Below are 17,053 nucleotides of genomic sequence, written 5' to 3' on the forward strand. Positions count from 1 at the left end.
CCGCGCACAGTAGGATGGCTGCGCCCTCGGGTCAAATATCCCGGAACCCGGATCTCAAGACTTTTTACATATGGACCTGCGCCAGCTCCGCTACTTCGTCACCGTGGCCGAAACAGGCCATATGACGCGTGCCGCCGCGCTGCTGGGCATCCAGCAGCCGCCGCTGAGCCAGCAAATCAAGGCGCTGGAACAGCAGCTGGGCCTGCCGCTGCTGCAGCGCCATCCCAAGGGCGTGAGCCTGACCGACGGCGGGCGGCTGCTGCTGGTCGAGGCCAGGCGCTTGCTGCAGGACTTCGGCGAGATGCGCGAGCGCATGGAGCGCCTGGCCAGCGGCCAGCAGGGCCTGCTGTCGGTGGGCTTCACCAGCTCGGCCGCCGCCCATGCCTACACGCCGGCGGTGCTGCGCGCCTGCCGCAGCCGCCACCCGGGCATCGCCCTGACGCTCAGCGAGGACAACGCGGCCGCGCTGAGCGAGGCGGTCGCGAAGGCGCGGCTGCACTGCGCTTTTGTGCGGGTGCCGGTGACGCGGCCCGATGAGCTGGTGTTCGAGACCCTGCTCAGCGAGCCGGCGCTGCTGGCCGTGCCGCTGGACCACCGCCTGGCCGGCACGGCCCGCAACCGCCACACGGCGGTGCCGCTGGCCGAGCTGCATGGCGAGGCGCTGATCCTGGTGCGCCGCCCCGGCGCGGCCGGCCTCTATGCCAATCTGCTGAGCCTGTGCGAGCGCTCCGGCGTGCAGCCGCGCATCGCCGCCGAGGTCGAGCGCATGATGACCAACCTGAACCTGGTCGCGGCCGGTGCCGGCATCTCCATCGTGCCGGCCTCGATGCGCGGCGCCCATGCCCATTCCATCGTCTACCGGCCCCTGCCGAAGAACGCCGCGCTGCAAGCCCCGCTGACCCTGGTCTACCGCCGGGCCGACCAGCTCGGGACCATGGCCAGCTTCCTGAAGCTGGCGCGCGAGATCGCGCTCGAGCATGCCTAGGCCTGTTGTTCTGCTGGCCCTGCTGCTGACCCTGCTGGCCGCGCTGCCCGCCAGTGCCTGGCCAGAGCGGGCGATCCGGCTGCTGGTGGCTTATCCGCCCGGCGGTGTCAGCGACGAGACCGCAAGGCTACTGGCTCATGGCATGAGCCATCGACTCAAGGTGCCGGTGCTGGTCGAGAACCGCGCCGGCGCCGGCGGCGTGGCCGCGATGGAGGCGCTGGCGCGCGCCGCGCCCGACGGCCACACGCTGTGCTATTCGGCCATCAGCCCGCTGGTGATCGCGCCGCTGCTGGGCAAGCCGGCCTACGACGCGCAACGCGACTTCGCGCCGGTGATGCGGGTGATGGACACGCCGGTATTGCTGCTGGCCCATGCCGGCTTCAAGCCCGACGGCCTGGCCGAGCTGCTGGTCCTGGCGCGCAGCCAGCCGGGCCGCGTGCGCTGGGCCAGTTCGGGCCAGGCCACGACGGGCCATCTGGTGCTGGAGCAGCTGAAGCTGGCCGCCGGCGTCGACATCACCCATGTGCCCTACAAGGGCGGCGGCCAGCAGCTCAATGACGCGCTGAGCGGCCAGTTCGAGATGCTGTCCTCGAATGTCGCGCCCCAGCAATTGCAGTATGTGCGCCAGGGTCGGCTCAAAGCCATCGCGGTCGGCGCGCCGCGGCGCCTGGCCGCGCTGCCCGAGGTGCCGACGCTGGCCGAGCTGGGCTACCCCACAGCCAATCTGGTCTCCAGCTTCGGCATCTTCGCGCCGCAGGGCCTGCCGCCGCAGCGGCTACAGCGCCTCAACGAGCTGCTCAACGAGCTGCTCGCCGAGCCCGAGCTGCAGCAACGCCTGGCCGCCAGCAGCAATCTGCCGGGCGGCGGCAGCGCGCGGGACTTCGAGCAGCTGATAGAGCGCGAGCGCGGCCGGGCAGTGTCGATGGGGCTGGGCGGCAGATAGAAGAAGAGCACATGGGCAATGCCGATGAAGCCGGCTTCGCCGCTCCCCTCAGCACTTGCCCGCCGCCTTCAGCAGCGCATTGCAGCTGGCGGCCGGCGCGGCGGGCGTGCTGCCCTTGACCATCTGCGTGCAGATCGCACTGGAGTTCGGGGTCTGGCCGAAGGACATGACCTTCTGGAAACCGGTGGCCGAGTACATCAGGCAGCTGTAATTGGCGCCGTCCTTGGTCCGCACCTTGTAGTCGATGCGTCCGCCGGTGCCTTCGGTCTTCTCGGTGATCGAGAAGTCGCCGACCTGCCGGCCGATGGAGGCCGAGGTGGTTTGCTCCAGCCCGCCCTGGTCGATGGTGGCGGCACAGCCGGCAAGGCCTGCAAAGATCAGGGCAGCGGCGGCGCGGCAGGCCACGGCAAGGTGCTTCGAAACATGCATCGGAATAGACTCGGCTGGTGGTGATGCAGCCAGTGTGCGGACTCTCGCGATGCCCGGGAACCCTACTGCGGTAGGGTGCTGTCGGGACGCAGCCACTGCGTCAGCAAGGCATGCAGCTGAGCAACCTCCAGCGGCTTTCGCAACACCAGATAGCCTTCGCGCTCAGCCTGCTGTAGCGCTTCGGAGACGAACTCGCCGCTGACCATCGCGCCGCTGGCCTCGGGGCAACGGCAGAACAGCTGCTTCAGAACCTCGACGCCGCTTTCGCCGCCACGCAACCGCTGGTCGCAGAGAATCGCCTGAGGCTCGAAGCCGGCGTCCAGCAGCGCGACCGCCTCGGCCGCCGACGCCGCGCTGCGCACCTCGACACCCCAGGCCTGCATCAGGCTGGTCCAGGCCGCCGACACCTGCGGATCATCGTCGACCACCAGGCAGCGGCCGGACAGCGCCTGCAGCGGCACCGCCATGCCGGCCTGCCCGGCTTGAGCCGATTCGTGCAGATTGGCTGCCGGCAGCAACAGCCAGAATCTCGAGCCACACCCCTTGATCGATTCGAGGCCATAAGGAGCGGCCATCAGATCGGCACAGCGCGACACCACGGCCAGGCCCAGACCGTGACCCGCGCCATCGACGCTGCGCGCACTCTGGTGACGATAGAAGGGCGCGTAGATCTGCGTCATGTCCTCGTTGGCGATGCCCATGCCGCTGTCCCAGACCTCCAGCCGCCAGTGAGCAGCACGCCGCCGCGCGGCCAGCAGCACACCGCCGCGCGAGGTGTAGCGCAGCGCGTTGTGAGTCAGGTTCACCAGCGATTGCCGCAACAGCACCGGATCGGCCAGCACCACGGCAGCGCCGCCGGGGCGCACGCGCAGACGCAGCCCGCGGCTGCGCGCCTCCGCGCTGAACAAGGTGGCCACTTCCTGCATCAGCGTGTCGAGGGCCACCGGCACCCGGCGGACCGCGACACCGTCGCCTTCGATCCGGGAGAGGTCGAGCAGCGCATTGAACATCAGATTCATCGAGCGCACGCTGCGCCGCAGATCATCCAGCGCCGGCACCAGCGCGGGATCACGGTTGCGGTGCGCGATCGATTCGATCAGGAAGCCCATCGCATGGGCCGGCTGGCGCAGGTCGTGGCTGGCGGTGCTGAGGAACTGATTCTTGACGCGCAACGCCTGCTCGGCCCTCTCGGTGGCGCGCTGATAGTCCTGGGCCAGGCCCAGGCTGCGCTCCTCCAGTTGCACCTGCTGGACAAAGAAATTGTGGGCAATCACCGCGCGCCGGTAGAGGGCCACCAGCAGCAGCAGCGACAAGGGCACAATGACCGGCCAGGGCCCCGAGGCGTCGGCCGGGCTGGGCGGCCCGCTCTCGCCGTTCGGCATCAGCGAGGGCCAGTAGGCCCACACCAGGACCGACAGCGCCGTCGCAACGCCCCAACCGAAGGCATACAGGCGCAGAAAGATTCCCACAGCAGGCAGCTCGAACGCGGCATTGCCGACGATCACCGCCGCCAGGCCGATGTGCAGCAGCAGGACAAAGTCGAAGACCTGGTGTCCCGGCGTCAGCAGCACGATCAGGCCCAGCGAGGCCAGCCCCACGCCATGCGCGAGGCTCATGCCTCGCACGATGGGCTGCCAGAGAGCCAGCCATTGCACATCCTGCGCATCGGTGGCCGCCACATCGCGACGGAACAGTCGTCTTTGCAGCAGCAACACGAGAGCGGCCACCGCATACACCAGGGTCCAGACCAGCATGCCGCGCGGGTCGCGCCCCAGGCCCTGGAACCACAGGGTCAGCGGTACGCCGATCAGCGGCAGCGCACAGACACTGAGCACCAGTCGGTGCTGGATCAGCTCCAGCATGCGCACCTCGCCACGCATGCCCAGGACCTCCCCCGTCATGGGCTTGGGAAACCAGCGCCGCAAGCGGACCCACACACCCTGGCTCATTCGTTCATGCCTCGATGCGCCGGCCCTGCAAGCGCTTGATCGCTTCCATGCGATTGGCCACCCCGAGCCGGCCCAGGATGCTGGTCACATGTTCCTTGACCGTCTGTTCCGACAGCGCCAGCGCGCGCGCAATGTGCTTGTTCGGCAGGCCGCGCAGCATCATGCTCAAGACCTGACCCTGGCGCTCGGTCAGACCCAGGTCGCGCGCCCGGACCGGTAGCTCGCGGCGCGGCGCCTGCGGCAGCGTGAGCTCGCGCGAGTGCGGGAACCAATCGGCGCCTGCCAGCAGGCTCGCGACCGCCCGGGCAAAGACTTCGGGCGGCTCGTGCTTGCACAAGAAGCCCTGCGCGCCGGCCTCCCTCACCTTGATCTGGACGCCGAAGTCCTCGTCGCCGCTGAGCACCAGCAGCCGGGTCGACGGGCATTGCTGCAGCAGCTCGCGCAACAGCGACAGGGCCGCCCCGTCCGGCAACCAGAAGTCGACAACGGCCAGTGCCGGCGAGCCTTGGGTCTGGACACAGCGCAGGCACTCGGCACCGTCGGCGGCCAGCCGGACCAATTCGAACCCGCAGTGCGTCTGCAGGTACTCGGCAATGCCGCGCGCGACCAGCGGGTGGTCATCGACCACCAGCGCGTAGTACTGCCCATCCGGCGCCCAACTCATGCCCTCGCCCGCCATAGTTCCCCTTGCCTCGATCATCGCCCGGTGGATGGATTGGCGTTCTTTCCGAGCGCTCGCAACACCCTACCACGGTAGGGTAGGCATGCGCCCGGCGGCGCCGCAGACTCAGCGAGCTCGCCAACGACCTAGTAAGGCTGTGAATAAACATGCCCAGCTACCCCTTCGTGACTTTGCCTCAGGCCCTGGTCTTGCTGCGCGTGGCGGTCGCGATCTTTTTCATGGCCCATGCCACGGTGCGCATCGTCAGCGGCAGCCTGCCCCAGTTCGCCGGTTTCATGGAGCGCAGCGGCTTTGCCAACGGCCTCGCCTGGGTCTGGACGATCACGCTGTACGAGCTGATCGCCGGCAGCCTGATGGCGCTGGGCCGCCAGGTGCGTTGGGCCGCGACTGGCCTGTTCGTGATCGCGGCCGTGGGCATTGTGCTGATCCACCGCCACTTCGGCTGGTTTGTTGGCGAGCATGGCACGGGCGGGGTCGAGTACAGCCTGTGCCTGATGGTGGCCTTGCTGGTGATCGCGGCGGCGGATACCCAGCGAGCCGGCGGATCGGACGGTTGACCCTCTTTGGTGGGAGTCGAAGCCAGCAGAGATCACCCTAAAATGCCGCCCTGATCAACCTTGCCTTGCGGCAAGCACCGAAGCGGGCATATGGCGTACCTCTTGGTCGTTCTCTTCTTTCTGGCTTTGTTCGTGGTGGCGCCACTCAAGGGCGCCTTGGTTTTTTCCGGGTCCCTGCTTTTGGCATCGATGGCCGTTCAGGCCACGAGCTCGGCAGTGTCGAGGGTCAGCGTGTCGCTGACCGAAGCATTCAAGGCGATTGTCCTGTCCTTGTTCTTTACCGCCATCGCGGCATTCACAGCCTTCAGCTTCATGGTCGGCGCTCCCCGGGAACTGCTCAACAGCGGCAGCGGCCTGATGTTGCTGGCGCTGCAGTACGGTGCTTATGTGCTCGGATTCCGGATGGCTTTGGGGCTCACGTTTGCACACTCGGCTGTCGTGGCGGTCATCTCGACCCTGGTCACGTCGGCCGCCATCTGGTTCATCGCCCGGATGGCCACGCTCGGCACTTGACGGGCTCGTCAATCCTGCCAGGACCCCGCCAACGGACGCCATCGAACACGACCCACAGATCGACTGTTGAACCCTGATCATGGATAGCCACCCCGCCCGACCCGAGTTGCTCGACTACGTGGTCTTCTTCGAGACCGAGCCCGATTGGGTACATCCCGAGGGCTGGTACTACGGCGTCCGCTTCGAGACCACACGCGGCCAGGACCGCATCATCGCGACCCTGGCGCCTGACGAGGCCGAGTTCTCGTTCGAGTGGTGGCAGGGTGATGTGCGCCGTCTGCGGGTTCAATCGGTGCTGGCCGTCGACTGGCGGATCGAAACCACGTCGACCCGGGAACTGCTGCGCGTCGGCTATAACGACCTGCAGGTCAAGTTCTGCGAACTGCAGCTCCGGCCCCATGTGAGCATCGATTGGGCCATGACGTGGTAGCGGGCGCAGGCCCTGCGGCCGGGCTCGGAGACTGCAGAATCTGCCCATGACCCCATCCCTCGAACGCTCGCCGCAGCTTTGTCTGCGCATCACCGGCCTGCTGTATCTGGCCATCATCGCCCTCGGGCTATTCGGTGAGGCGGTGGTGCGCGGCAGCCTGGTCGTGGCCGGCGATGCGGCGGCCACCGCGGCACGCATCGCCGCCGAGCCGCTGCTGTGGCGGGCCGGCATCGCCGGCGATCTGCTGATGCATGTGCTCGATCTGCCGGTGATCCTGGCGCTCTACTACCTGCTGCGGCCGGTCAGCCGGCGCCTGGCGCTGCTGGCGACCTGGTTCAACCTGGTCCAGACCGCCGTGCTGGCCGCCAACAAGCTCAATCTGCTGCTGCCGATTCTGCTGCTGGAGGGTAGTGGCCAGGCCTTCAGCGCCGCGCAGTTGCAGGCCCTGACAAGGCTGGCGATCAATCTGCATGCCTACGGTTTCGGCATCGGCCTGATCTTCTTCGGCATCGCCTGCCTGTTGCGCGGCTGGCTGATCGCCCGCAGCGGCTTCCTGCCCAGGCCTTTGGGGCTCTTGCTGCTGCTCGCGGGCCTCAGCTATCTGCTCAACAGCTTCGCGCTGCTGCTGGCCCCCAAGCTTGCGGCGGCGCTGTTTCCCGCCATCCTGCTGCCGGCCTTCATCGGCGAGCTGGCGCTGGCGCTGTGGCTGATCGTCAAGGGCGTGGACCTGCCGCAATGGGCGCGGCGGCGAGCCGACGCGCTCGCCTGAGGCCACCCATACTTCTGGCACCCCCGCCTCGGGCTGCTACCCTCTGTCCCGCCAAAACTGCATCCACCGGATTTGTCACCATGACTCTTGTTCGCCCCCTCGGTCTGGCGCTGTGCCTGGCTCTTTGTTTCGGCACGGCCGGCGCCCAGGCCGCGACCAAGCCGCTCGCGGCCGTCACCACGGTCGAAGGCATTGCCGAGTACCGGCTGGCCAACGGCATGCAGCTGCTGCTGGCGCCGGACAACTCCAAGCCCAGCACCACGGTCAATATGACCTACCGGGTCGGCTCCAAGCATGAGAACTATGGCGAGACCGGCATGGCCCATCTGCTGGAGCATCTGATCTTCAAGGGCACGCCGAAGAACCGCGCGCCCTGGGCCGAGTTCAGCAAGCGGGGCCTGCGCGCCAATGGCTCGACCTGGCTGGACCGCACCAACTACTTCGCCAGCTTCGCCGCCAACAACGACAACCTGAAGTGGTATCTGGACTGGCAGGCCGATGCGATGGTCAACAGCTTCATCGCCCGCAAGGACCTCGACACCGAGATGACCGTGGTGCGCAACGAGATGGAGATGGGCGAGAACAACCCCGGCTACATCGTCTACGAGCGTCTGATGGGCGCGATGTACAGCTGGCACAACTACGGCAAGAGCACGATAGGCGCGCGCGCCGATATCGAGAACGTCGACATCCCGCGCCTGCAGGGCTTCTACCGCACCTACTACCAGCCGGACAACGCCACGCTGATCGTCTCCGGCAAGTTCGAGCCGGCCCAGGTGCTGGCCTGGGTGCAGGCCAGCTTCGGCAGGATCCCCGCGCCCAAGCGCCAGCTGCCCAAGCTCTACACCCTGGACCCGGTGCAGGACGGCGAGCGCATGGTGACGGTGCGCCGCAACGGCGGCGTGGCCAGCGCCAACGTGGCCTACCATGTGCCGCCCGGCCCGCACCCGGACTATGCGGCCGTCGAGCTGCTGAACCTGATCCTGACCGAGCCGCCGGCCGGCCGCCTGCACAAGCAGCTGGTCGAGACCAGCAAGACCGCCGCCTCGGTCAGTGCCTTCAGCGCGCCGCTGGCCGAGCCGGGCTTCACGATGATTGGCGCCGATCTGGCCCCGGGCGCCGATCTCGATGCGCTCAGCCGCGAGATGCTGAGCGTCGTCGAAGGCCTGGCCAAGACACCGATCAGCGCCGACGAACTCAAGCGCGCCCAGCAGCGCTGGCTGAACCGCTGGGAGCAGCAGTTCGCCGATCCCGAGCAGGTCGGCACCGCCTTGTCCGAGACCATCAGCCAGGGTGACTGGCGCCTGTTCTTCCTGCTGCGCGACCGCGTCAAGGCCGCCCAGCTGGCCGATGTGCAGCGGGTCGCCAACGAACGCCTGCTCCAGGCCAACCGCACGCTGGCCCACTACATCCCGACCGACAAGCCGCTGCGCGCGCCGGCCCCGGCCAAGGTCGATGTGGCCGCCGAGATGAAGGCCTTCAAGCCGGCCGCCGCCGAAGCCGCCGTGGCCGCCTTCGACGCCAGCCCGGCCAATATCGACAAGCTGACCCAGACCCATCAGCTGGCCAACGGCATGAAGCTGGCCCTGCTGCCCAAGCCTACGCGCGGCGGCGCGGTCAATGCCAGCATCACGCTGCGCTGGGGCGACGCCGACAGCCTGAAGGGCCTGCGCCCGGTGGCCGAGGCCACCGGCGCGCTGCTCGACAAAGGCACGCAGACGCTGAGCCGCCAGCAGCTGCGCGACCGGCTCGATGCACTGAAGGTGGAGCTGCGCGTGATGCCTGCGGCCGATTCGGTCAGCATCGCCTGGGTCACCAAGCGCGAGCATGCGGTCGAGGCCGCCACGCTGATCGCCGAGATGCTGCGCCGCCCGGCGCTGGCCCCCGAGGCGCTGGAAGAGGTGCGCGCCCAGGCCCTGTCAGGCCTGCAGGCGCAGCGCGCCGAGCCCGAGGCGGTGGCCGAGAACGCGCTGGCGCTGGCCATCAACCCCTATCCGCGCGGCGATGTACGCCACAGCCGCAGCTTTGACGAGATCGAGGCCGACACCAAGGCCGTCAAGATCGAGCAGTTGCGCGCGTTTCACCAGCGCTTTTACGGTGCGGCCCAGGCCCAGTTCAGCGCGGTCGGCGACTTCGATGCCGCAGCGCTGAAGACGGCGCTCGACAAGGCCCTGGGCGACTGGAAGGCCGCCGCGCCCTACCAGCGCATCGCGACGCCCAGTGCCGGCGCGCCGGGCAAGCAGCAGCTGCTGGCCACGCCCGACAAGCAGAACGCCGTGCTGGCCGCCCGCATGCCGCTGGCGCTGAACGATGACCACACCGACTACGCGGCGGTCTCGGTGGCCAACTACCTGTTCGGCGGCGGCCAGGATTCGCGGCTGTGGACCCGCATCCGCGAGAAGGACGGCCTGAGCTACGGCGTCTGGTCCTTCCTGGCCTGGAGCCAGATCGACCTGAACTCGCCCTGGAATATCGGCGCCATCTTCGCGCCGAGCAACCGCGCCAAGGTCGAGACCGCGCTGCGCGAGGAAGTGGCACGCGCGCTGAAGGACGGCTTCAGCGCTGCCGAACTCGAGAGCGCCAAGAAAGCCATGCTCTCGCAGCGCCGCCTGGGCCGCGCCCAGGACCCCGGCCTGAGCCGCGCACTGGCCGGCAACCTCTATCTGGGCCGCACCATGGCCAAGAGCCAGCAGGTCGACGATGCGATCGCCGCGCTGAGCCTGGAGCAGGTCAACGCGGCGCTGCGCAAGTACTTCAAGCTGGAAGACTTCCAGATCGTGTTTGCGGGCGACTTCAAGTAGACCAGCACAGTCTCTCTCTTTGCTTGACCGAGCGGCCCAAGAGGCCGCTTTTTTGTCGCTCACCAGGCAGGTGCGCGGAATGCGATGCCTTACATTCAGCGCAAGAAATTTGATCTGATGTTGTGTCGCCAGCACGGCATCGAACAATCACAGGCTAGGCCATGCTAAAGAACGCTCGATTTCGGAATTTCACAACGACGCCCAACGCAAGCTGGACTTTCGCCCCGGGCTTGAATGTTGTCATTGGTGAGAACGGGCTTGGAAAATCCCATGTCCTCAAGGCAATCTATTCTTTACTCAAGGTTCAGTCGGGCAAGAACGTTGAGTTGACCAAGACGGCTCTGGAGAAGGCTTACGCCGACAAGCTCATGGCGGTCATGCGGCCGGAGGCGCTGGGCCGACTGGTCAAGCGCAAGCAAGGGCGCGACCGGTGCGAACTCGAGTTGACGATGACCAATGCGGCGCAAAGCTGTGCCATTGGCTTTGCGACCAATGCCAAGTCTCAAGTCGATGTTTCCAGCGTGCCGACTGCGCCGCTGGCATTGCCGCCGGTCTACCTGCCTACGCGCGAGCTGGTAACGCTTTGTCCGTGGTTTGTTCCTCTTTACGAAAACTACCACGTCGAATTCGAAGAGGCTTGGCGCGATACAGTTTCACTTCTTGGAGCCCCGTCGATCAAAGGGCCTCGTGAGAAGACCGTCGCTGCCTTGCTGGAGCCACTCGAAGCCGCAATCAACGGCAAAGTTGTCGTTGATGGCCCGACCGGGCGCTTTTACCTGCAGGTGCCTGGTGAAGGACGCATGGAAATGCCACTGGTGGCCGAGGGTCTGCGCAAGATTGCCATGCTTGCCCGGTTGATAAGCACCGGTGTCTTGCTTGAACAGGGCTATCTGATCTGGGACGAACCAGAGACAAATCTGAATCCCAGATTGATCAAGACGGTTGCCCGGAGCATCGTCGAGTTGTCCAAGCGTGGCATTCAGGTTTTCATCGCCACGCATTCACTGTTCCTTCTACGCGAACTGGAAATGCTTGCAGAAGAGGAGACTTTCCGTAACGTGAAGAGTCGTTACTTCGCCCTGAAAAACACTCCAGATGGAGTCTTGCTGGAGCAGGGTGCTCGCATTGATGATCTCCAGACATTGACGCTGCTGGATGAAGAGCTGCATCAGGCAGATCGGTTTATCGGGACGGAGGAAGTCTGATGCCGGTCCTCCAATCCGTTTGGACCGAGGGCGCACTGACGTTCACGTTTGCTCCGGACGCATGCGCGAGCAAGTATGACGAGTGGGCTCACTACCGCAATCAGTTTCAAGCCACTTGCGGGGGCAGCAAGGCCGTTGATCTTGTCCATCTGGATAAGGGGCAGAAAACAGCTTGGTTGATCGAGGTGAAAGACTTCAGGCAGCATCCTCGAACCAAGTCGATGGACCTTCCAGATGAAATCGCCCTCAAGGTTCGGGACACTTTGGCAGGGCTGCTGAGCGCCAGCTGGCATGCCAACGACAGCACCGAGCGGAAATGTGCCCGAAGCCTGGTGCGCGCCGCACGGGTTCGGGTCGTTTGCCATTTGGAGCAACCAGCGAAAGCCTCGAGACTTCGACCCCGTGCGATCGAGCCCGACAAGTTGATCCTCAAGCTGCGAACTTTGATCAAGGCCATTGATCCACACCCTTTGGTTGTTGATTGCAACACTCTTCATGACAGCATGACCTGGCACGTTGCTTGATTGGCGCGTCAGGGGCCTCCCAGCCCACCCGAGATCCTGATTGTTTGCGGGCCGTTTCCGTTGCAAACCGCGACGCACGTCGCTGACGGGTTGGCGAGTGGCGCGGCGAAGTCGAGGAGCAGGCCGCAGGCAGGGGACATGAATGGCGGTACTCCCCCGCCGCCCTCGCCTCTCCCGGCTGCGTGTTCATGCTCCGCGCCCCCCCTTCGGGGTGATGGATGCAGCGAATTCAAACGAATACATTTGATTTCAACGCATCAACCACCAAGGTCCGGTCATGAGTACCAGCACCAGCATGGAGCCGCTGTCGGCCCGGATTCCCAGCGATCTGTATCTGTGGCTGGCCCAGCTGCATGTGGATGGCGCCACCACCAACAGCGACAAGCTGCGCGTGCTGCTGGGCCAGCTCAAGCGCCAGCATGACGGCGCCTTCGATCACGTCGCCGCGCTGTCCTGGTGCCGCGATCTGGTGGCGCGGCTGCGCGACTCGCTGGCGCGGCTGGAACTGGCCGAGGGCCGGCATTCCGAGGTGCTGCAGCAGGTGCTGGACCACAGCTGCCACACGATAGCCCTCTTGATCAGCGCCCAACCGGACAGCCCGGCCGCGGCGGCCCAGCTGGAGGACGCGCTGCTGCGCCGCAGCTTCGCGCTGACCGAATCCCTGCTGCGCCAGGCCACCACGGCCGAGGCCAGCGCCTTTGATCCCCAGGTGGTGCACAAGCATCTGCCCACCACCTTGCAACTGGCCCAGGCCATCACTCTCTTGAAAGGAGCCCAACACCATGGCTGAGACTCTGAAGAACCGCGTCGGTCGCGTGATGGCCGGCGGCGTGCATGCCCTGCTCGACCGCCTGGAGGACCGCGCGCCCGAGGCGATGATGGAACAGGCGCTGCGTGAGCTCGACGGCGTGGTCGACGAGGTGCGCCACGAGCTGGGGGTGCATGCCGCCAACCGCCACCTGGCCCAGCAGCGCCATGCCGAGCTGAACAAGCAGCATGAGGCGCTGAGGGGTCAGATCGAACTGGCACTGGGCCAGCAGCGCGAGGAACTGGCGCGCGCCGCCGTCGGCCGCCAGCTCGATATCGAGACCCAGCTGCCGCTGCTGGAGGCCAGTCTGGCCGAGCTGGCGCGCCAGGAGGGCGAGCATCGCGGCTATGTCGATGCGCTGCTCGCCAAGCGGCGCGAGATGGAGGCGGCGCTGAGCCAGTTCCGCCAGAGCCGTGCCGGCAGCAGCGCTGCGACAGCGGCCGGCGTCAACAAGCCCGCCGGCGCTATCGAGGCCCGCATCGCCGGCGCCACCGGCGCCTTCGATCGCGTCTACGAGCGCCAGACCGGCCTCGCCGGCCCGGCCCGCGCGCTGCAGCTGGAACAGGCCGGCCAGCTGCAGTCGCTGGAGGACCTGGTGCGCCAGACCCAGATCGAGGCCCGCCTGGCCCAGCTCAAGCAAGGCAGCTGAGCGTCATGAGCCTGTTCACGACGCCCGAGAACCTGCCCTTCGGTATTGCCTTCGCGCTGATCGTCGGTATCGCCCTGCTCGAAGGCCTGGGCATGATGATGTCGCTGAGCCCCAGCAACTGGCTGGACGACTGGCTGCCCGAGGCCGGCCACGAGAGCGCGCTGGACCGGGTGCTGGGCTGGCTGCATCTGGGCCGGGTGCCGTCGCTGGTCTTGCTGCTGCTGTTCCTGACCGGCTACGCCCTGTTCGGCTACAGCCTGCAGCTGGTCTGCCGCGGCCTGCTCGGCCATTACCTGCCGGCCTGGCTCGCCGGGCTGGCCGCCGTGCCGGCCGGCCTGGCGACGGTGCGCGGCCTGGGTGCGCTGGTGGCCCACATCATCCCGCGCGACGAGAGCACGGCGGTCAGCGCGCAGACCCTGCTGGGACGCGTCGGCACCGTCTATGCCGGCCATGCCCGCCAGGGCCTGGCGGCGCAGGCCCGGGTGCGCGACGAGCATGGCCGCAACCACTATCTGCTGGTCGAGCCCGATCTGGCCGACGAGGTCTTCGAGGAAGGCGCCCAGGTGCTGCTGGTCAGCAAGAGCGGCGCGATCTACCGGGTGATACGCAACCCGCATCCGGGCCTGGTCGAGCGCTGAACACGAACGCATTCATTCAAGGAGGAAGGGAAAGAAGATGGACAACCTGATCGAGATGAGCATGATCGCCGGCGTCGCGCTGCTGGGTCTGCTGACCATAGGCATCGTGTTTGCGCGCCTGTACAAGCGCTCCACCAAGGAGACCGCCTTTGTGCGCACCGGCCTGGGCGGGCAGAAGGTCATCATGGACGGCGGCGCCATCGTGCTGCCGGTCTTCCATGAGCGCGTGCTGGTGAACATGAACACGCTCAAGCTGGAGGTGATGCGGCGCGAGCGCGAGAGCCTGATCACCAAGGACCGCATGCGTGTGGATGTGACGGCCGCCTTCTTCGTGCGCGTGCAGCAGACCGCCGAGGCCGTCAGCACCGCAGCCCAGACCCTGGGCACCCGTACCCTGGCGCCCGAGGCGCTGAAAAGCCTGGTCGAGGACAAGTTCGTCGACGCGCTGCGCGCCACCGCCGCGACGATGACCATCCAGGAGCTGCAGGACAAGCGCCGCGACTTCGTGCAGGCGGTGCAGAACGCGGTGGCCGAGGACCTGGAGAAGAACGGCCTGGAGCTGGAATCGGTTTCGCTGACCAGCCTGGACCAGACCGACAAGCAGTTCTTCAACCCCAACAATGCCTTCGATGCCGAGGGCCTGACCCGGCTGACCGAGCAGACCGAGGCGCGCCGCAAGCAGCGCAACGATGTCGAGCAGGAAACCGAGATGCAGGTGCGCGCCAAGAACCTCGACGCCCAGCGCCAGAAGCTGACGATCGAGCAGGAGCAGGAGTTCGCGACGCTGGCCCAGCAGCGTCAGGTCGAGACCGCGCGCGCCGAGCAGGCCGCCCAGATCGCCACCCAGCAGGCCGAGCGCAGCCGCGAGGCCGAGGCCGCGAAGATCGAGGCCGAGCGCCAGGTGGGCCAGAAGAAGATCGAGGCCGAGCGCGAGATCAAGAGCGCCGAGATCGACAAGAACCTGGTCGTGCAAACCCGCGAGATCGAGCTGGAGCGCAAGACGGAGATGCAGCGCGCCGAGCAGAAAAAGCAGGTCGAGATCGCGCGCCAGGACATGCAGATCGCCATTGCCAACAAGAGCAAGGAGCAGTCGGTCGCCGATGCGCTGGCCAACCAGGCGCGCGCCGACGCGGTCAAGGCCGAGGAAGGCGTCAACACCGCCCGCCAGGTCGCGGTGGCCGAGCGCGAGCGCAGCATCCAGCTGATCGAGGCCAGCAAGGAAGCCGAACAGCTGGCCATCGCGGTCAAGGTCTCGGCCTCGGCCGAGAAGGAGGCCGCGCTGGACCGCGCCGAGGCCATCACCATCGAGGCCAAGGCCAAGCAGGCCGCCGCCATCGCCGAGGCCGAGGGCCGCCGCGCGATCAACGAGGCACTGAACACCTTGTCGGCCGCGCAGATCGATCTGCAGGTGCGTACCCTCTTGCTGCAGCAGCTGCCGGCGGTGATCGAGCAGGCGGTGCGCCCGATGGAGAAGATCGACTCGATCCGGATCTTCCAGGTCAATGGCATGAACGGGGGCACGAACGGCGGGCAGGCGGGCGCGGCCAACGAGGCCGGCAGCGCCGGCGGCGCCACCTTCCCCGAGCAGGTGATGAACTCGGCCCTGCAGTACCAGATCGCCAAGCCCATCGTCGACGCGGTGATGAAGGACGCCGGGCTCAACAACGAGGGCATCACCGGCATGGCGCAAAGCCTGGCCGGCATGCTGCAGCCGCAGGCGCCGGCATTGCCGGCAGCGCCGCAGGGCGCCTGAGATGCAGCGCCGCAGGCTGGTGCAAGCGATGGCTGCGGCGGGCCTGCTGGCCCTGGCTCCGCAGCGGGCGTACTGCACACCCGGCCTGATGGTCCACAACATCACCGGCCTCTACGGAGTGGCGGTGGCCCGTATCGAACGTCCGCAAACCACCGCCGAGGTCGCCCGCGCAATACAGGCCTGGCCGGGCCGCATCGCGGTCGGCGGGGCTCGCTACAGCATGGGCGGCCAGATCGCCATCGGCGGCGGCCTGCATCTCGATATGCGGGCCATGAAGCAACTGGTGTGGTTGAACGCAGCCGAACGGCGCGCTCGGATGCAGGCCGGCATGACGTGGCGTGATCTTCAGGACCTGCTGGACCCCTTGGATCTGGCCGTGAAGACCATGCAAAGCTTCTCCAATTTCAGCGTCGGTGGTGCGGTGTCGGTCAATGCCCATGGTCGCTACATCGGCCACGGGTCGGTCGGCAACACGGTGCGGGCGCTGCAGCTGGTGCTGGCCGACGGTTCGGTGCTGGAGACTAGCCGTGAGCAGCATGCGGCGCTGTTCCGAGCTGCGATCGGCGGCTATGGCGCGGTGGGGGTGATCACCGAGATCGAGCTCGAACTGGCCGACAACACCCGCATCGAACGCTTGGTGCGGGATGTCGCGCTGGACGACTATCTCAGCCATTTCGAGCGCGATGTGCTGGCGCGCCCCGACAGCCTGATGCACAACGCCGACCTGCTGCCGCCGCACTTCGACGCGCCTGTCAGCGTGACCTGGCGCCGCAGCGACAAGGCCCTGACCGAAGCGGCACGCCTGGTTCCCCGCGACGGCCGGCATGGCTTGGAGCAGAACCTGATCTGGGCCATGACCGAGCTGCCGGCTGGCGAGCAGCTGCGCACATCGCTGGTTCACCCCTTGCTGGTCAGCCGGCCGGCGGTCAAATGGCTCAACCACGAAGCCAGCCTTGACGTCGCCACGCTGGAGCCACGAACCCGACGCATCTCGACTTATGTGCTGCAGGAATTCTTCATCCCCAAGCGCCATTTCATCGCCTTCGCGCGCGGCCTGGGCCAGGCGCTGCGCCGCAACAAAGTGGTCGCGCTGAATGTCTCGATACGACACTCACCAGCCGATACCCTCTCCTGCCTGCCCTGGGCCAAGGAAGAGGTGTTCTCCTTCGTGCTGTACTTCAAGCAGCGCAGCCATGCGCGGGCGCTGGCGGAAGTAGGCCGCTGGACGCGCGAGCTGATCGATCTTGCGCTGGCTCATGAAGGCCGCTACTACCTGCCCTATCAACCGCACGCGACGAGAGCGCAGTTCGAGCGCGCGTACCCGGAGGCCAGCGAGTTGCGCCGCGTCAAGCGCGAGGTCGACCCCGACGGCAAGTTCAGCAATCAGCTCTGGGCCCGCTACCTCGACTGAATCCGCC

The 17,053-nt window shown here is 66.8% G+C and carries 17 protein-coding genes; 14 read left to right on the forward strand and 3 right to left on the reverse strand.

All coding sequences use genetic code 11. From position 1 onward, the window contains the following. Nucleotides 1–70 precede the first annotated feature (70 nt). Together ABGI63_RS00415 and ABGI63_RS00420 are read left to right on the forward strand one after the other, a co-directional pair. Nucleotides 71–985 (forward strand): LysR family transcriptional regulator, encoded by a 915-nt coding sequence (locus tag ABGI63_RS00415; RefSeq protein WP_349740501.1) that lies wholly within the window; start codon nucleotides 71–73, stop codon nucleotides 983–985. Then, the gene (locus ABGI63_RS00420; protein WP_349740502.1) at nucleotides 978–1,928 is read left to right on the forward strand and encodes a tripartite tricarboxylate transporter substrate binding protein; all 951 of its coding nucleotides are present in this window, start codon (nucleotides 978–980) and stop codon (nucleotides 1,926–1,928) included. Before ABGI63_RS00415 ends, ABGI63_RS00420 begins: the two co-directional genes overlap by 8 nt. Before the next feature lie 48 nt (nucleotides 1,929–1,976). Here ABGI63_RS00420 and ABGI63_RS00425 read toward each other — a convergent pair whose 3' ends face one another. The 3 genes from ABGI63_RS00425 to ABGI63_RS00435 form a co-directional block, all read right to left on the reverse strand. Then, nucleotides 1,977–2,357: a hypothetical protein gene (locus ABGI63_RS00425; RefSeq protein ID WP_349740503.1), complete on the reverse strand. Its 381-nt coding sequence runs from the start codon at nucleotides 2,355–2,357 to the stop codon at nucleotides 1,977–1,979. Nucleotides 2,358–2,419: 62 nt separating this feature from the next. Further along, nucleotides 2,420–4,258: a hybrid sensor histidine kinase/response regulator gene (locus ABGI63_RS00430; RefSeq protein WP_349740504.1), complete on the reverse strand. Its 1,839-nt coding sequence runs from the start codon at nucleotides 4,256–4,258 to the stop codon at nucleotides 2,420–2,422. Nucleotides 4,259–4,310: 52 nt separating this feature from the next. Further along, nucleotides 4,311–4,970: a LuxR C-terminal-related transcriptional regulator gene (locus ABGI63_RS00435; RefSeq protein ID WP_349740505.1), complete on the reverse strand. Its 660-nt coding sequence runs from the start codon at nucleotides 4,968–4,970 to the stop codon at nucleotides 4,311–4,313. A gap of 164 nt (nucleotides 4,971–5,134) precedes the next feature. On the opposite strand from ABGI63_RS00435, the gene ABGI63_RS00440 reads away from it, so the two are divergent. From ABGI63_RS00440 to ABGI63_RS00495, 12 genes are all read left to right on the forward strand, one after another. Beyond that, on the forward strand, nucleotides 5,135–5,545 hold the full coding sequence (locus ABGI63_RS00440) for a DoxX family protein (protein WP_349740506.1): 411 nt from the start codon (nucleotides 5,135–5,137) through the stop codon (nucleotides 5,543–5,545). A 90-nt stretch (nucleotides 5,546–5,635) separates the two neighbouring features. Then, complete coding sequence (locus ABGI63_RS00445; protein WP_349740507.1) at nucleotides 5,636–6,058, forward strand: hypothetical protein; 423 nt, start codon at nucleotides 5,636–5,638, stop codon at nucleotides 6,056–6,058. Between the two features lie 79 nt (nucleotides 6,059–6,137). Continuing rightward, the gene (locus ABGI63_RS00450; protein ID WP_349740508.1) at nucleotides 6,138–6,488 is read left to right on the forward strand and encodes a hypothetical protein; all 351 of its coding nucleotides are present in this window, start codon (nucleotides 6,138–6,140) and stop codon (nucleotides 6,486–6,488) included. A gap of 46 nt (nucleotides 6,489–6,534) precedes the next feature. Then, complete coding sequence (locus ABGI63_RS00455) at nucleotides 6,535–7,257, forward strand: DUF4386 domain-containing protein (protein ID WP_349740509.1); 723 nt, start codon at nucleotides 6,535–6,537, stop codon at nucleotides 7,255–7,257. A gap of 80 nt (nucleotides 7,258–7,337) precedes the next feature. Beyond that, the gene (locus ABGI63_RS00460) at nucleotides 7,338–10,058 is read left to right on the forward strand and encodes a M16 family metallopeptidase (protein ID WP_349740510.1); all 2,721 of its coding nucleotides are present in this window, start codon (nucleotides 7,338–7,340) and stop codon (nucleotides 10,056–10,058) included. Between the two features lie 161 nt (nucleotides 10,059–10,219). Continuing rightward, nucleotides 10,220–11,263, forward strand: coding sequence for an AAA family ATPase (locus ABGI63_RS00465; protein ID WP_349740511.1), 1,044 nt, complete (start codon nucleotides 10,220–10,222; stop codon nucleotides 11,261–11,263). Beyond that, nucleotides 11,263–11,787 (forward strand): hypothetical protein, encoded by a 525-nt coding sequence (locus tag ABGI63_RS00470; protein WP_349740512.1) that lies wholly within the window; start codon nucleotides 11,263–11,265, stop codon nucleotides 11,785–11,787. Before ABGI63_RS00465 ends, ABGI63_RS00470 begins: the two co-directional genes overlap by 1 nt. 277 nt (nucleotides 11,788–12,064) lie before the next feature. After that, nucleotides 12,065–12,577, forward strand: coding sequence for a hypothetical protein (locus tag ABGI63_RS00475; protein WP_349740513.1), 513 nt, complete (start codon nucleotides 12,065–12,067; stop codon nucleotides 12,575–12,577). Further along, the gene (locus ABGI63_RS00480) at nucleotides 12,570–13,244 is read left to right on the forward strand and encodes a PspA/IM30 family protein (protein WP_349740514.1); all 675 of its coding nucleotides are present in this window, start codon (nucleotides 12,570–12,572) and stop codon (nucleotides 13,242–13,244) included. The genes ABGI63_RS00475 and ABGI63_RS00480 overlap by 8 nt, the downstream gene beginning before the upstream one ends. A 5-nt stretch (nucleotides 13,245–13,249) precedes the next feature. Then, a complete protein-coding gene (locus tag ABGI63_RS00485; RefSeq protein WP_349740515.1) occupies nucleotides 13,250–13,882 on the forward strand; it encodes a YqiJ family protein in 633 nt (210 codons plus the stop codon). Nucleotides 13,883–13,919: 37 nt separating this feature from the next. Next, nucleotides 13,920–15,635, forward strand: a complete 1,716-nt coding sequence (locus ABGI63_RS00490; protein WP_349740516.1) for a flotillin family protein — start codon at nucleotides 13,920–13,922, stop codon at nucleotides 15,633–15,635. Between the two features lies 1 nt (nucleotide 15,636). After that, nucleotides 15,637–17,046 (forward strand): FAD-binding oxidoreductase, encoded by a 1,410-nt coding sequence (locus tag ABGI63_RS00495; protein WP_349740517.1) that lies wholly within the window; start codon nucleotides 15,637–15,639, stop codon nucleotides 17,044–17,046. Nucleotides 17,047–17,053: the final 7 nt, after the last annotated feature.

Origin of the sequence: Roseateles cavernae (assembly GCF_040187885.1) — a bacterium.
GTDB lineage: Bacteria > Pseudomonadota > Gammaproteobacteria > Burkholderiales > Burkholderiaceae_C > Roseateles_E > Roseateles_E cavernae.

Bases quoted from the DNA above. Each gene is read 5' to 3' on its own strand.
- ABGI63_RS00445 (WP_349740507.1), top strand. From the start codon at position 5,636: ATGGCGTACCTCTTGGTCGTTCTCTTCTTTCTGGCTTTGTTCGTGGTG.
- ABGI63_RS00490 (WP_349740516.1), top strand. From the start codon at position 13,920: ATGGACAACCTGATCGAGATGAGCATGATCGCCGGCGTCGCGCTGCTG.
- ABGI63_RS00455 (WP_349740509.1), top strand. From the start codon at position 6,535: ATGACCCCATCCCTCGAACGCTCGCCGCAGCTTTGTCTGCGCATCACC.
- ABGI63_RS00435 (WP_349740505.1), bottom strand. From the start codon at position 4,970: ATGAGTTGGGCGCCGGATGGGCAGTACTACGCGCTGGTGGTCGATGAC.
- ABGI63_RS00480 (WP_349740514.1), top strand. From the start codon at position 12,570: ATGGCTGAGACTCTGAAGAACCGCGTCGGTCGCGTGATGGCCGGCGGC.
- ABGI63_RS00415 (WP_349740501.1), top strand. From the start codon at position 71: ATGGACCTGCGCCAGCTCCGCTACTTCGTCACCGTGGCCGAAACAGGC.
- ABGI63_RS00475 (WP_349740513.1), top strand. From the start codon at position 12,065: ATGAGTACCAGCACCAGCATGGAGCCGCTGTCGGCCCGGATTCCCAGC.
- ABGI63_RS00440 (WP_349740506.1), top strand. From the start codon at position 5,135: ATGCCCAGCTACCCCTTCGTGACTTTGCCTCAGGCCCTGGTCTTGCTG.
- ABGI63_RS00460 (WP_349740510.1), top strand. From the start codon at position 7,338: ATGACTCTTGTTCGCCCCCTCGGTCTGGCGCTGTGCCTGGCTCTTTGT.
- ABGI63_RS00495 (WP_349740517.1), top strand. From the start codon at position 15,637: ATGCAGCGCCGCAGGCTGGTGCAAGCGATGGCTGCGGCGGGCCTGCTG.
- ABGI63_RS00425 (WP_349740503.1), bottom strand. From the start codon at position 2,357: ATGCATGTTTCGAAGCACCTTGCCGTGGCCTGCCGCGCCGCCGCTGCC.
- ABGI63_RS00465 (WP_349740511.1), top strand. From the start codon at position 10,220: ATGCTAAAGAACGCTCGATTTCGGAATTTCACAACGACGCCCAACGCA.
- ABGI63_RS00430 (WP_349740504.1), bottom strand. From the start codon at position 4,258: ATGACGGGGGAGGTCCTGGGCATGCGTGGCGAGGTGCGCATGCTGGAG.
- ABGI63_RS00485 (WP_349740515.1), top strand. From the start codon at position 13,250: ATGAGCCTGTTCACGACGCCCGAGAACCTGCCCTTCGGTATTGCCTTC.
- ABGI63_RS00420 (WP_349740502.1), top strand. From the start codon at position 978: ATGCCTAGGCCTGTTGTTCTGCTGGCCCTGCTGCTGACCCTGCTGGCC.
- ABGI63_RS00450 (WP_349740508.1), top strand. From the start codon at position 6,138: ATGGATAGCCACCCCGCCCGACCCGAGTTGCTCGACTACGTGGTCTTC.
- ABGI63_RS00470 (WP_349740512.1), top strand. From the start codon at position 11,263: ATGCCGGTCCTCCAATCCGTTTGGACCGAGGGCGCACTGACGTTCACG.